Annotated in this window: 14 protein-coding genes and 3 pseudogenes; 7 read left to right on the top strand and 10 right to left on the bottom strand. The window is 67.3% G+C overall.

Annotation, left to right across the window (positions count from 1 at the left end):
• Positions 1-241 precede the first annotated feature (241 nt).
• Positions 242-1,699 carry an NF041680 family putative transposase gene (locus ACGFWI_RS37145; protein ID WP_393910492.1) on the bottom strand — a complete coding sequence of 486 codons (1,458 nt, stop codon included), beginning with the start codon at positions 1,697-1,699 and terminating at the stop codon, positions 242-244.
• Positions 1,700-1,912: 213 nt separating this feature from the next.
• Here ACGFWI_RS37145 and ACGFWI_RS37140 point away from each other — a divergent pair, with 213 nt between their 5' ends.
• Positions 1,913-2,389, top strand: a complete 477-nt coding sequence (locus ACGFWI_RS37140; protein ID WP_393910491.1) for an NUDIX hydrolase — start codon at positions 1,913-1,915, stop codon at positions 2,387-2,389.
• 473 nt (positions 2,390-2,862) lie between these two features.
• A complete protein-coding gene (locus ACGFWI_RS37135; protein ID WP_393910490.1) occupies positions 2,863-3,246 on the top strand; it encodes a hypothetical protein in 384 nt (127 codons plus the stop codon).
• A 15-nt stretch (positions 3,247-3,261) separates the two neighbouring features.
• On the opposite strand, the gene ACGFWI_RS37130 is transcribed toward ACGFWI_RS37135, so the two are convergent.
• The 3 genes and pseudogenes from ACGFWI_RS37130 to ACGFWI_RS37120 all read right to left on the bottom strand — a co-directional run bounded on the left by ACGFWI_RS37130 (position 3,262) and on the right by ACGFWI_RS37120 (position 6,767).
• Entirely contained in the window at positions 3,262-3,810 is a 549-nt protein-coding gene (locus ACGFWI_RS37130; RefSeq protein ID WP_393910489.1) for a GNAT family N-acetyltransferase, read from the bottom strand.
• Between the two features lie 628 nt (positions 3,811-4,438).
• Positions 4,439-5,419, bottom strand: a pseudogene (locus tag ACGFWI_RS37125) (IS481 family transposase); the annotation flags it as partial.
• A gap of 121 nt (positions 5,420-5,540) precedes the next feature.
• Positions 5,541-6,767 (bottom strand): amidohydrolase family protein, encoded by a 1,227-nt coding sequence (locus ACGFWI_RS37120; RefSeq protein ID WP_030993658.1) that lies wholly within the window; start codon positions 6,765-6,767, stop codon positions 5,541-5,543.
• A 112-nt stretch (positions 6,768-6,879) separates the two neighbouring features.
• Between ACGFWI_RS37120 and ACGFWI_RS37115 the strand changes: the two genes are divergently transcribed.
• Complete coding sequence (locus tag ACGFWI_RS37115) at positions 6,880-7,371, top strand: MarR family winged helix-turn-helix transcriptional regulator (RefSeq protein WP_217128979.1); 492 nt, start codon at positions 6,880-6,882, stop codon at positions 7,369-7,371.
• A gap of 572 nt (positions 7,372-7,943) precedes the next feature.
• Positions 7,944-8,549 (top strand): cadmium resistance transporter, encoded by a 606-nt coding sequence (locus ACGFWI_RS37110; RefSeq protein ID WP_393910488.1) that lies wholly within the window; start codon positions 7,944-7,946, stop codon positions 8,547-8,549.
• Between the two features lie 37 nt (positions 8,550-8,586).
• Here ACGFWI_RS37110 and ACGFWI_RS37105 read toward each other — a convergent pair whose 3' ends face one another.
• Positions 8,587-8,748 carry a hypothetical protein gene (locus ACGFWI_RS37105; RefSeq protein WP_393910487.1) on the bottom strand — a complete coding sequence of 54 codons (162 nt, stop codon included), beginning with the start codon at positions 8,746-8,748 and terminating at the stop codon, positions 8,587-8,589.
• Between the two features lie 206 nt (positions 8,749-8,954).
• Here ACGFWI_RS37105 and ACGFWI_RS37100 point away from each other — a divergent pair, with 206 nt between their 5' ends.
• Entirely contained in the window at positions 8,955-9,470 is a 516-nt protein-coding gene (locus tag ACGFWI_RS37100) for a hypothetical protein (RefSeq protein ID WP_393910486.1), read from the top strand.
• A 26-nt stretch (positions 9,471-9,496) separates the two neighbouring features.
• On the opposite strand, the pseudogene ACGFWI_RS37095 reads toward ACGFWI_RS37100, so the two are convergent.
• A pseudogene (locus ACGFWI_RS37095) lies at positions 9,497-9,646 on the bottom strand (undecaprenyl diphosphate synthase family protein); the annotation flags it as partial.
• Positions 9,647-9,727: 81 nt separating this feature from the next.
• Positions 9,728-10,090, bottom strand: coding sequence for a hypothetical protein (locus tag ACGFWI_RS37090; protein ID WP_393910485.1), 363 nt, complete (start codon positions 10,088-10,090; stop codon positions 9,728-9,730).
• 661 nt (positions 10,091-10,751) lie between these two features.
• Here ACGFWI_RS37090 and ACGFWI_RS37085 point away from each other — a divergent pair.
• Positions 10,752-11,015 (top strand): annotated as a pseudogene (locus ACGFWI_RS37085) (DUF4357 domain-containing protein); the annotation flags it as partial.
• A gap of 141 nt (positions 11,016-11,156) precedes the next feature.
• Positions 11,157-11,540 (top strand): VOC family protein, encoded by a 384-nt coding sequence (locus tag ACGFWI_RS37080; RefSeq protein ID WP_393910484.1) that lies wholly within the window; start codon positions 11,157-11,159, stop codon positions 11,538-11,540.
• A 66-nt stretch (positions 11,541-11,606) separates the two neighbouring features.
• Here the strand turns inward: ACGFWI_RS37080 and ACGFWI_RS37075 are convergent, their stop codons facing one another.
• The 3 genes from ACGFWI_RS37075 to ACGFWI_RS37065 form a co-directional block, all read right to left on the bottom strand.
• Complete coding sequence (locus ACGFWI_RS37075) at positions 11,607-12,287, bottom strand: VC0807 family protein (RefSeq protein WP_393910483.1); 681 nt, start codon at positions 12,285-12,287, stop codon at positions 11,607-11,609.
• Positions 12,284-12,640, bottom strand: coding sequence for an FAD-dependent oxidoreductase (locus tag ACGFWI_RS37070; protein WP_393910482.1), 357 nt, complete (start codon positions 12,638-12,640; stop codon positions 12,284-12,286). Before ACGFWI_RS37070 ends, ACGFWI_RS37075 begins: the two co-directional genes overlap by 4 nt.
• Before the next feature lie 136 nt (positions 12,641-12,776).
• Positions 12,777-13,484, bottom strand: coding sequence for an FAD-dependent oxidoreductase (locus ACGFWI_RS37065; RefSeq protein ID WP_393910481.1), 708 nt, complete (start codon positions 13,482-13,484; stop codon positions 12,777-12,779).
• Positions 13,485-13,530: the final 46 nt, after the last annotated feature.

The following is a 13,530-nucleotide window of genomic DNA, read 5'->3' as shown; positions in this document are numbered from 1 at the left end:
CTCCCCCAGCTAACGCTGGGAGGTGCCCCCACGCCGCGTTGTCGGAACATCCGGATACGCCCAGTATCCGGACGTCCCTCCGCCTTGCGATGCAGCTCGGCATCCGTGCACCAAATGAAGAGCCGAGACGGAGTGAGCGGTGGGGGTGCCCCCGCACCCTTAAGGCGTGGGGGAGAACGCAGTGCATCTGACGCCGTGCGCTGATCCGCCAGGGATTACGGGACAGCCCTTAGCTTGGTCTTTAACCTGTGCGGCGGGGTCGTGGGGTAGTTGACTTCTTCGTTCGCTGTTTCGCCGACTGTGTCTTGCGGGGTGTGTGCACGTCGTGGCGGGGTGTGGGTCGGATGTTCTTTCGGCCTGGGGGTCGTCCGGGGCCGGGCCGAGAGGGTTTCGGTGCTCTGGCCGGGCAGGCGGTCTGCGGGCGGATGTGCCGGAAGTCGCGGCGGACACGGGCGGGGGTGAGCCTTTCCGGTGGGACGGGCCTTCCCCAAGGACGACGCAGGTCGGCTGCCATCGGACGAGCGAGCCGCAGCTGGGTGTAGGCGGCGAGGATCAGCCATGTCCACCGGTCCGCCGCCTCGGGCGTGCGAATCTTCGGGCAGGTCCAGCCGAGGGTCTGCTTGAACAGACGGAAGGTGTGCTCGATGTCGAAGCGCCGCAGGTATGCCTGCCACAGGCGGTCGGCGTCGGCCGGGGTGGCGTCGGTGCCTGACCACCACAGCCAGACCGGCTTCGGGATTGCTCCGCTGGGCAGATGGCCGATGTCCAGGCGGATCACCGTCCCCTCGACGATCGGGAGGATGCCGTCGGCCGCGGCCCAGGAGGAGCGGTGGGTCAGTTTGGGGTGGAGCCGGTTCCAGGAACGGGCGGTAGCGGTGCCGTAGAGGCGTGTGTCGGTGACGGCTTCGGTGTCCGGGGTGCCCCAGGTGTCGGGCTGTCCGAAGACGAACTCGCCTCCGTGCCGGGGCGGTCGGCCCTGGGTGTGCGGCAGCCGGGGTGGGACAGCCCTGCGCAGGACGCGGTCTGATCGCATGCGAGCCAGCACCTGCACGGGCAAGTCCCTCAGGAGGAATCCGAGGCGGGGTGCGTCGTATCCGGCGTCCGCGACGATGAGGACGTCCGGGTCGCCCCTCTGCCACTGCCCCGCGGTGATTAATCGCTGAAGCAGATCGCGCAGCTGCCGGGCGGTGACGGTGGCGGCGTCGTCCCCGGGTGCGAGACGAAGCGCGTCCAGGGGTGCGGTCCATGAGCTGCGGCCTGGCTCCAGTGCGCAGACGATTGAGTAGGGCCAGCCGGGGACCGGGATGTGCTGGTCCTTGCCCCGTCCGTAGGTGTGGCACAGGATCCGTTCCGGTGAGGTGTGAGCGTCGGGCCGCAGCCAGCAGGTGACGTCGACGGCCAAGACCAGTCGGCCGTCGGCGGCCCGCGGCAGTGGCACTTCGGCCAGTGCCCGCCGCAGCCGGCCGGCATCGATGCGTCCATGAGCCACAGCCGCGTAGAGCCCGCCATGGCCTCGGCGGTGTTCGCCCACCAGCGACAGCTCGGCCAGCGACCTCACCGGCCCGTCGCCGCACAGGACAGCATCAGCCAGCTCGAACAATGCGTCCGAACGAGCGGTCAGGCAGGAGTAGAACTCCCCCCGGAAGCATGACAGTTCCGCCAACGGCTCTCGCCGGGCATCGTGATGCAGCAGACTCATCCTCACGGCCTTCGCGCTGGACGTGTGTGTTCCTTGGTCGGAGCACATGTTCAGACGAAGGCCGCTTCCGCGTACGGCAGTTACCGGACCGAGTGATCAAGTTCGACGCGCCATTCGACGTCGAACGTTAAAGATCAAGTTAGCCCGTGTTGGAGATGTTGATCAACACAACAGTCTTGATCAACATTTCGAGTACCGCATAGCGTCAAGACGGTGGAAACAACGCACCGGCCCGCCGCTCGGGTCATCTGCCTGGATGCTGCCCATCGCCTGCTTCTTCTGCACTGGCGTGATCCGTTCGACGGGACATGGCTCTGGGAGCCGCCCGGTGGCGGCATCGAGCCCGGCGAGACACCGCTGGTGGCGGCACGACGCGAACTGGCCGAGGAGACCGGACTCGACCCGGCTGCCGTCCTTGACCGGTCGGTGCTCGTCGACCGTGACGTGCAGTGGAAGGGCAAGCGGTACATCGGGACGGAGCATTTCTTTGTCGCTCAGTTTTCCGACGAGCATCCATCGCTGGTGCGGACCGGCCTGCTCCCCGATGAGCAGGCCAATCTGGATACGCACGCCTGGATCGCGTGGTCGGATATGGACTCGTTGCCGGACCCGCTTGAGCCGCCGCAGATGCTGAGCGTGCTCGACGCCCTGATGCCAGACGGCCCGTGGTGTGGTCGTGATCGTGTATGAGGTGCGATCACAGCGATTGCCGTATGAGGGCGAGTTGGACGGTCGCTTCGTAGCGGACGGCGAGCTTGTCGTACCGGGTCGTGACATCGCGCGCCTGCTTCAGCAGGCGATACGACATTCGATCTTGTCGCGGCGCGTGTAGCACTCGCGGTCAAAACCGGGCAGGCTTTTGTCCTTGGCACCCCGCCGCAGTCGGTGGCCGGCCTGGTCACGCTTCTCCGCGACTTAGCGGCGACCAGCAGCACCCGGTCCGCCGGCACCACACTCCACAGACGCCCCCTGCTCACTGGCTCCACGCCCTCGTGCCGCAGCGGGGTGATCAGCTTGCTGAACTGACGCGAGCTCACCCCAGCGAACGGGCCTATCCAGGACGACTCAGACGTCGTGATCACACCAGCCAAAGGGAGACCATTTCAGTTGCCATCGTCCTTGTCCCTGCGGATCCTGTGTGCTCGGTCAACAAGGAGGACAAGATGGGGCTCGTTCTGTTCCCAGGAGACGACGACACCGGCAGCCCAGACGTCTCCTGGTCCTACACCAGCTTCGGAGTCTTCCGGCAGTGGCTGGCGCAAGCTGAGGGCTTCACGCTCGACGACATGGACGGCTTCGGCGGACAGCGCCCGTGGAGCGACGTCTCCACCAGGCTGAGACCACTCCTCGATCACCCCGATGACGCCGGCCCCGACCTCACACCCACCCAATGCGCAGCGATGCTGCCTCGCCTGCAGGAGATCGGCGACCGCCGGCAAGAGGCAAGCGTCGATCCTCTCCTCCAACGACACATCGACGACGTCCGCCAGTTGGTGGTCGTCCTGCAGCTTTGTGTCGAGAAGGACGTCGACCTCCTCTTCGGCTAGGGCCGGTCCGGGCGATCACAAAGGAGTCGCCGTCGACAGCTCCTTCATGAGGACGATGCTGTCGTAGTTGGTGACGTCCCCCCACCGCCAAGTGCCGATCGGCGCGTACCCACGTCGTTGGTACCAGTCGACGAGTTCTGTCGCCTCTGAGGAGGTATCAATGACGACCTGCGTCGATCCGAGGGCAGCGATCCGTGACTCTGCCAACGCCAGCAGTCGGTGTCCGAGGCCAGTGCCTCGTTGCGACGGCTCGACGGCCAGTTGCCAGAACGAGCCTCTGCCGGCTGGTGCGGGATATCCCACCGGAGTGGTGTGAGGAGCTGACACGGTGACAGTGCCGATGATGGCGTTCCCGTTCATTGCGACCCAGCACTCGCCTTTGCTCAGGCGGTGTTGGGTGTCCTGCGGAGTCTGGTAGGAGGCGAAGAAGACCCGCCCAGCGGCGGCGTGGTCCGCGTAGGCGCGGTGGAGCAGAAGAGTCAGCTGCTCCACCGAATCATCTTTGAGGAAGCGCCGGACCTGCACGGTTGTTGACGGACCGGTTTCCGTCGAGTTGATGTTCATCCGCTCAGCCAAGCACGCTTCTGGGGCCTGTCCGGCTGGGTCATGTGACTTGTTTGGTCCGCGACGTTGTTCCGGGTATGGGGCGGGCGCCCGCCGTACCGCGCCGTGGCTGCGTGCCGTCAAAGACGGTGGCTTGTCCGCCCAGATGCAGTTGTCCAGCAGGCACACAAAGCCGCTGCGGCTTTGTTCACAGCTTGTCGGGCAACATCGCCCCCGGGCCACACCGCAGCAGTCGTCATCCGGTGAAGGTCCACAGCGGATCAATCGGGCGGATGCCACGGACCCAGGAGCGGTGAACCATTGGCAGACATGCCTGAATACAGCACGCATCCGGGTCGCTCTCTTCCTCCGGCGCTATGGACCAGTTCATGGCCGGTGGCGGCTCCCCAGAAAGGAACGCGAAGTACACCTCGTTCCAGGAGGGGTACGAGCTCCGCAGCACATACTCGTCCGGAACATCCAGATCCAATACAACGACTCCCCTGTCGAAGTCGTTGTCGCTGAGCAGCAGCCGGGCCGTCTCCAGCACCCGGATATCGCGGGTGTCCGGTTCAGCCCACGCCCACACCGGCGGCCGGCCTTCACAGTCGATCCCCCGCCGCAGCATTTCGGCGACCATCACCTGGTAGATGTATTGACCCGCAGCATTGTTGATTCGACTGATGGGCGGGTGGCCGCCGAGTGCAGTGTGGCAGCGGTGATGGTTGTAGGTGTGGAGGAACTCCACGAGAGCTGCGGTGCGCTCGGCGTTGCTGGAGTACGGGCGCACGTACGCCCATTCGTCGAGCAGCGTGCGGTTCAGGCGTTCGACCTTGCCGTTCGTCTGCGGGCGGTACGGTCGGGTGCGTTTGTGGACGATGCCAGCGACGCTCAAGGTCTGGCCGAACAGCTTGGATCGGTAACAGGAGCCGTTGTCGGTTAGGACGCGTTCGACGGTGATGCCGTGTTCGGAGAAGAAGGCGTTCGCGCGTCGCCAGAACGCGGCTGCGGTCTCCTTGCGCTCGTTGGCCAGGACCTCGCTGTAGGCGAGCCGGGAGTGGTCGTCGATGGCTGTGTGGACGAAGCTGTATCCGATGACGGGGCTGCCGCCCTTGCGCGCGTCGGTCGTCGCCTGCCTGTTGGCACCGGCCTGCTGCCGGGGCATGATGCGGTGCCCGCCGCCGTCGGGGATGTTGCCGAGCTTCTTGATATCGACGTGGATCAGCTCGCCGGGGCGTGCGCGTTCGTACCGGCGAATTACCTGGCCGGTGGGCCGGTCCATCCAGCGCAGTCGGTTCAGTCCGTGGCGGGTGAGCACGCGATGGACTGTGGAGGCGGGTATGCCCAGGATCGGACCGATCCGTGCGGGGCCGAGCTTTCGCTCGCGCCGCAGCGCGCAGACCTGTTTCTCGACGTCTGAGGCAGTGCGGTGCGGGGTAGTCCGGGGCCGACTCGTGCGGTCGAACAGGCCGGTGTCGCCCTCGGTGCGCCAGCGACGTACCCACTTGTAGGCCGTGGCGCGGGAGATGCCCATTTCGTCGGCTACGTGCGCGACGGGGCGACCGGCTCGGACCCGGTCGATCAGAAGTCGTCTGCCGTAGACGGTCAGTCGGGCGTTGGGGTGGGACACGAAGACCTCTGCTGTGGTGCGGATCTTGATCAGCCGTCTGGGCTCAGGCGGGGAGCGCAGGCACGTGAGGCCGCCGACCCGGTGGTCGGCGGCCTATGGCGCTGTGTGGTGGGCGGCGGGGTCAGGCCGCGAGTCGGGTGCCGCGGCGCCAGATGGCGCGTGTGTTGAGGGTGTCGGAGATGGTGCTGGTGGGGTCGCCGTCGATGAGGAGGAGGTCGGCGCGCATACCCTCGGCGATGCGACCGCGGTCTTCGAGGCCGAAGCGGCGGGCAGTGGTGGCGGTGGCTGCGCGCAGGGCCTGGGCGGGGGTGAGGCCGGCTTGAACCAGGTACTGCAGTTCGTGGTGGACGCTGGCGCCGTGGGCGAGCCCGCCCAGGAAGGGCAGGGGCAGGGAGACGTCGGTGCCGGCCAGCAGGTCCACGCCTGCGTCGGCGAGGGCCTTGACGGTGGCCAGAACGTCTTCGATCTTGCCTTGGGGGTAGTGGCCGAAGGCGGAGCGCAGGGCCTTGTCCCAGTCCGCATCGAGGCGGGTGGCGACGCGCGGATCGTCGGCGAGGTCGCTTCCGGTGATGCCCATCATGGAGGCGTTCAGGACGACGCAGGGCACGACGAACACTCCAGCGGTCTTGACCAGGTTGATGATCTCGTCGGTGTGGGGTTGGTCCATGAAAAGGTGGGCCAGGCCGTCGATACCCGCCTCGATGGCCATACGGGTGGCGTCCACGGTCAGGGCGTGGGCGATGGTGAGCATGCCGTGCTTCTTGGCCTCAGCCACGCCGGCGTTCAAGGTGGCCTGGTCAAGCATGGGCAGGCCCGGATGCCCTTCGACGCTGCCGTCGTCGACCATGAACTTGATGTAGTCCGAGCCGCGTTCGATCAATTGCGGGATGAATGCAACGGCTTCTTCGGGGGTGGTGGAGAACGGCATCAACGGCGGCTCTCCTGCAGGCTTGGCGCCGGGAGGAGGGCCGGGACGGAAACCCTCGGGGAACAGCTCACTGGGGTGGCCGCCCGGAGGGGTGATACCGAAACCGGAGGAACGCACGTCAGCGACGGCATCGTCCTCGCTGATGTGGGCCCGGTTGTCCCGCGTGTTGGTGCCCTGCATCTCCAACTCGGTCGTCACACCGAACCGCAGCGCCAACGCCAGCGCGTCCCGGCTGGTGTGGACGTGCGCGTCGATCAGGCCGGGGAGCAGCGTGGCGCCGCTGCCGTCGACGATCTCGGCCCCTGCTGGGGCGTCGCCGCCGATGCGGGCGATGTGCCCGCCCTCGACGAGCACGGTGGTCACCCCCAGCGGCTTCTCGCCGTCGAAGACCCGGGCACCAGCAATAGCGGTCACGGACATGGCTTACCTCGATCCTGGAGTACGACCCTCCATCTCAATATATACCTAAAGCTATGCACATGCATAACGGAATGGTTATGAATGTCGACCAAAACTCCCTAGGATGGGCGGCATGAGCAGCTCGTCAACGCCCCGGGAGACCGGCAAGGGCCTCTTCGATCAGGTCGGACCTGCCCTGTCGCGGCTGCGGCGGCGCACCTCGGGCGGACGCAGGGATCTGACCCGCAACCTCGTCCTGAACGTGGTCGCGGACGCGCCCGGCGAGATGACGGTCGGCGGCATCGCCGCCGAGATGGGCGTCACCCAGCCCGTCGCCAGCCGCACCATTGCCGCCTGCATCGCCGACGGACTGCTGCGGCGATCCGCATCCCAGGCAGACGGCCGCCGCACCGTCCTTGAACTCACTCAGGCCGGCCAAACCGAGCGCCGCCGCTTCGCCTCCGAGCAGCGCGAGACCTTTGAGCACATCACCGCTGCATGGGAGCCGACCGAGCGCATGCAGTTCGCCCAGTTCCTCATCCGCTACAGCCAGGACGCCAGCGCCTGGTCCGCCCGGCAGACCCACCGCAGCGACGATGACACGAGTGCCCGCGCACACGACTGAACCACCCCGCAGCGATGTAGCGCAGGACCAAAGGGCAGGACCCGCGTCACGCCGCAACATCACCCTCGGGCAAGCTCCCGAAAACCGGACGAAGCGAACCCCTGAGCATTGTCAACAACGCTCGTGGGCAATACAGGTAGACGGGCCACAGTGACGGCTCCACACGGTCCCACTCACCGACCAGTCGACCTGTCTCCTCCAGTACCCCGACGACGGCACGGTGCTGCGCTGTCCACAACTGCATGCCGTGACCCTGCCATGCACCGTCAAACCCGCCAACTCGCTCCCACCGTGATCCGTCAGGCTCAGCGGGCTGCCAAGCTCGGCGGGTGATGGACGACGGCCGCCTTGGCTCTCTGCGCTACGCCGACGGTTCGGGAGCCGCTGTGACGGCCGGTGGCGGCGCAGCAGGGCTTTCCTTTGGGAGGCACCCCAGACGGCGTCGAGTTCGATATTCACGAGAAGGACAGCATGGTGGCCGGCACTGACCCTCGTCCCCGCGCGCAGGCCTGATACGGGCTCCCGGTAGCGTCACCAAGGACATCACACTACCGACAGGAGAGCGCCTACTCGTGAACCTGGGCATCATCGGGCAGGCGGCCGGGCTGTTCGCCGTCACCAACATCGACGACATCCTGATCCTGGCGCTGTTCTTCGCCCAGGGCGCTGGGCACCGCGGTTCCACGCGCCGCATCGTGCTTGGCCAGTACCTGGGCTTCGCTGCGATCCTCGCTGTGGCGGTGGCCGCCGCGTTCGGCGCTACGTTCCTGCCCGAGTCCGCCGTCCCCTACCTCGGTCTGCTGCCGCTCGCCCTGGGCCTCAAGGCCGCGTGGCAGGCGTGGAAGAACCACCGCGACGGCGGCGGGGACGAGGAGAAGGCCCAGGCCAAGGCGGGTGGGCCCAGCCCGCTGGAGGTCGCCGCGGTCACCTTCGCCAATGGCAGCGACAATATCGGCGTCTACGTTCCCGTCTTCGCCACCGCCGGCGTCGGCGGGATGAGCGTGTACGCCGTGGTGTTCCTCGCGCTGGTGGCGGTGTGGTGCTTCGCAGGCCGGTACTTCGCCACCCGTCCGGTGATCGCCAAGGCCCTCGCCCGCTGGGGCCACATCCTGCTGCCGCTGGTCCTCATCGCCATCGGCCTGCTCATCCTCGTCGAAGGCGGCGCATTCGGCCTGTGACCTGGCTGGCGCATCCGCCAGGAGCAGTTCGTATTGCTCACGGCATCCAGGTGCCTCCCGAACTGCCCGTCACTGCCAGCGCCAGCGGATCCTTGACGCCCTCACCGGCCACGTCCGGCCCTTCGCCCGCACTCTCACCGATCGCCAGGGCAAACGGCTCCCCCAGTGGCTCGACGCCATCCGCCAGGCGACCTGCCAAGCTTCCACACCCCCACGGCGGGCATCGACCACGACCGTGACGCAGTGCTCGCCGGCTTGACCTTGCCCTGGCCCTCAGGCGTGGTCGAAGGCCACGTCAATCGGATCACGTTGCTCGAACGCCAACGGGCCGGCTTCCAACTCGCCTGGAAACGAGTCCTGTTGTCGTGACGGACAGTGACACGGCCGGCCGATAGGTTCACAGGTATGGACATCGACGACGACGAGTACGAGTACGAGGAACTGCGCCAGCTCGACCAGCTCAGGTCCGACAACTGGGTCCTGAACGCCTGGCTGACCGTCCAGCGCTCCAAGTTCCCCGGCTGGGCCGAACAGGCCCCCGGCACATGGGACTTCAGCCTCGACTCGCTCGCCCGCCTCGAAAACCTGATCCGCGACCGCTACGGCACCACCGAGCAGGCCCACCAGGACGAAGGGGGCGACTTCCTCCAGACCGCCTCGTGGTACGTCGGGGAAGTCCACAACCGGCACTTCGGCACCGTGTGGCAGTACCACCCCGATTCGATGGAAATCCCCGGGGCATGGCCGTTCGTCACCGTGCTCTTCGACCGGCTCTTCGAGTTTCCCGACGAGGACGGCATCGAACCCGACAGCCGACCCCTCTACACACCCCTGAACCGGCTGCACGGCATCCTCACCCCCGGCAATGGACACCTCTCCACCGACCCAGACATCTACACCGCCACCGATGTAGATACATAGGCCAGTGGGAGGTTAAGGCCCACGTGTCACCGAGGCGTCGGCGAACTCATGCATCCCCCCACTGCGAGCCCTACCTGGCCGTGGCTGCGCGTGAAGGCCGGCCAGGGCGCATCACAGAAGTAGGACTCCGACCACGCCGACTGCCACAGCATGAACCCGGACAGGCGTTGGGCAACTTCCCGACGGACAGTCCGAGGGGCAGCCGTCACTCAGCGTGCGCGTATCACGGAAGGTGAGCTGACCAAGACCGCGAGCGGTCAGGGGATCAGTACGCAGTGGTTCTCAATGACCCTGCCACTGCGGTCCAGGCCACCACAGATGGCCAATCGCGGATACGCCCTGATCTCGCGGTTGACGACGAACCGCCACCGCGACACGCCGGCCTTGCTGTTCCGGTAATCGCCCACGAAGGCGCGCAACGTCCCCGGCAGCCCGTCCCTCGTCGTGACGGTGATGTCCTGGACGTAGTCGCGCCCCTGATAGGCAGTAGCCACGCAGATGTAGGTGCCGCAAGTGGACTTGACCTCGGCGCTCGCCGGTGCCGCGGTCGCCAGCCCCAAAGCACTGGCTGCGGCGAGCGCAGCCGCCACCGTCACTGATCGTCGCCGTGTAGTTGTCACCGGCCGAATCATCTCTTGGTGCGCGTGCATCACAAGACCCCCCTTGACTACCTGCGTCGGCTGACTGCACGACTCTGCACACTGTCGCGTGCCGGCCCGGATTCGACAAGTAGCGATGCAATTACACAGCGCCACATTCCACCTGACGATAGCTATCCGAGAACAGAGCCGTCATGCAACCGCCGCACCGTCACAGCTGTGGCGGACGAGAGAAATGAGTTCAGTGTCCAGGGCCCTGTCCTGTCCACTGGACAATTTCTGCGCAGCTGAGATCGACGATCTACGCCTGATCTTTCAGTGCGCAGATCTTGTTCGCCCCGTGCTGCAGGTCATGTCGGCTCACCAAACTCACTCGACGTCAGTCCCGGCCAGCCCCACGGAAGACTGACAGGGGGCACTACTCACCAGCGACGCGGAGTCAGTCAATTCGACGAGAGCACTCAACACGACGCCTCGGCAGCCACGCGCAGCATGACCGAACTCGCGCAGGTGCACGGTCCGGCGGACCGCGGGCTTCCGCGTCCACGGTGCAGTCGTCCCGGGACACGGATTGCGCGTCGCGTGCTCGGCGGATGGCGGCGCCGACGGTTCGCAGGCACGGGTGCAGCGCGCCGACTTCTCCTGACGCGGACGCCGCCGGCGTGGGGACGACAACCGGCAGAACGGTGCCGCTCAACCCGCCATCCCGCAGGTCCCTCTCGCCGAGCTGCTGCGCGTGGGGCTGCTGGCGACCGGCATAGTGCTGACCTTCCATCAGCGTCGTGCCAATCGGTCCGGACGCGCCGTGGTGACTGACTGCCGGCTGATCGTCGACGGTCGTGCCTCGCCCTTCTCCTCCCCCTCGAAGGCCGCGGAGACGGTGACAGGCAATGTCATCAACGGCTGGACGCTCTGGCACCGCTCCGACGGCACCACGCTGGATGAACTGCGCCGTCGGCGGCCCAGCGGCGAAGGCAACCAGGCCGTTTCCTTCGGGTCGTCCAGCACAACGCGATCGCGTTGCCTGTGTCGCCCTCCAGCACTCGGCCGACGATCGACTCTCCGGGTGTCTACGTACACTGACGGCATGGCATGCCGCATCAGTGAACTGGTCATCGACTGCGTCAACCCCGACCGGCTCGCCGCGTTCTGGAGCAAGGTCCTCGGCTACGTCGAACTCGGCCGGGAGGACGACGGAAGCATCGAGATCGGGCCGCCCGACGCCGGCTTCGGCGGCCCGCAGCCCACCCTCGTCCTCAGCCCCAGCAGCGACCCGCGGACCGGGAAGCTCCCACTGCACATCGACGTCAACGCCACCGACCGCGACCAGGACGCCGAGCTGGAGCGGCTGCTCGCTCTCGGCGCCAGGCCCGTCGACGTCGGCCAGACCGGCACCGAGAACTGGCACTGCCTGGCCGACCCGGAAGGCAACGAATTCTGCCTCCTGCACACCCGGCTCCAGCCCCTCTGACCACGTGCGTCTTGGCGCCAAGCCGCTCGGCCCGTTCGAGTCGGGCCGGGGGTTTGCTCGTCGGTGTCAGCGCGCCAACTTGCCGCCGTAAGCCGTGGATGACTGGGACGTATCGGTGGACCGCTGCTGTTCGGCGTCGACGATGCGGGACAGGCGCGGTATGCGTGACCGGAGCATCACCAAGACCGCGAGGATCAGAGCGATCCCCGGCACCTTCTGCAAGCCGTCGGCCTGGCTCACCGGATACGAGTAGACGATCACCACGTTCAGCATGGCGTAGCCGAACATCGCGGCGGCGATCCCGGCGGTGAGCCGGCGGTGGATGGCCCGCATCTGCGGGGAGTTGTGCCAACTGCGCTCGTACGCCGCGGCCCGCTCCGCTTCGCCCTTGGTGGCCATCGGCGTGGCTCCGGTGTAGGTGAGGGGGCGACCGCGCCAGCAGGAGAGCAGGAAGACGGCGGCGGCGACGGTGAGGTAGACGGTGGGACGCAGCAGTGCCAGCCGGGCGTCACCGGAGACGGCCAGCAACACGACTGTCGCCGTCAGTTCGGCGATGACGAGCAGGCCGAGCACGTCCACTCGCCGGCCGCGAATCATGCGTGGAACGGTGTACCCTGCGGTGGCCGCGCAGGCGGTGATCAGGGCGGGCACGTCGGCGACGCCGAGCCAGTGCAGCAGGTAGTAGACGACGGTCGGAACGATCAGGTCGGACAGGGTGGGCAGCAGGGCCCGCAGGGTCCTGATCATCGATGGTTCTCCTTTCCGGCATGGCGAATCGCCTGGGCGAACCGCTCGCCGTAGCGCAGCGACTCCGCTACGGCGGCGAAGCCGTACCGGCGCATCTCGGTCTCGTACGCGGCCACCGCCGATACCGGCCCAGCGGGACGCCGGACGGCGGTGAGCTTGTCCGCGAGCACGGCTGCGTCGCGCAGCGCGGTGTTGGCGCCGGTGCCGCCGGCCGGCGACATCGGGTGTATCGCGTCGCCGAGCAGGGTGACCCGGCCGGCCAGGTGGGCGGCCGGTCGGCGACGCGTACTTTCTGGACGAAGCAGTCTTCCGGTTCGGCCTCTCGCACCGCCTGGTGCAGCCCGGGGTGCCATCCGGTGGTCGCGGCGACCGCGTACCGGTGCAGCTCGGCCGGCGACGCGGTACGCCACTGCTCTTCGCTGACGAACGGTTCTCCGCTGAGTACCCACATCAGGTAGTCGGGCTCTGGGTCCAGTGACACCGGCGGCGTCACCGCGGCGGCGGCTTCCAAGTGCGGTTGACGGGTTCGGTAGGCCCCCCAGATCCCGATGCGGCCTTGCGGGCGACCGCCACCGCGACCCGGTCGAACAGTGGCGCGGGCAGCCGGTCGCGCAGCGCTGCGCGCAGTGTGGTTCTCCCCCACAGGCAGCGGACGCCGGTGTCGCGGGTCCGTACCTGGGGCAGCAGGCCGGCGCGCACGGCCGAGCCCACGCCGTCGGCTCCGACCAGCAGGTCGCCCTCGGCGGTCGAGCCGTCGGCGAGGAGGACCCGCACCCGGTCGGGGGTCTGCTCGAAGCCGACCACCTCCTGTCCGAAGCGCACTTCCCGTTCCAGGCCGGCCAGCATGATCTGGCGTAGCGTCAGTCGGTTGACCCCGGTGTGGTCCCGAGGGACGGCAGTGCCGTCGACGCCGACGTCGGTCGCGTACAGCGGGTGCATGTGGTGGTTGAAGACGGCGACCCGGGCCCGCGCCTCGTCGTTGGAGGTGGCCAGGTACAACCGGAACAGTTCGTTCGGAAGGCAGGCGGCGAGGGCGTCGCCGCCCACGCGGTTGATGTTGATCCGGTATCCCCGCCGGTCGGCCCGTACCGTCGGCGTCCGCTCGAAGACCGTCACGGCCAGATCGGCTTGGCGCAGCGCCTGGGCGAGGGCGAGGCCGCCCACCCCCGCACCGGCGATCAGTACTCGAAGTGTCATGCGATCCCCTGTGGTGGTGCACCTGGTCGTGCGCTCCGTCGAGTGG

It is taken from the genome of Streptomyces sp. NPDC048434, from assembly GCF_043200375.1.
In the GTDB taxonomy this organism is placed as follows: Bacteria; Actinomycetota; Actinomycetes; order Streptomycetales; family Streptomycetaceae; genus Streptomyces.
Note: the sequence above shows the minus strand (reverse complement) of the source record. Positions and strands in the feature narration are given on the sequence as shown.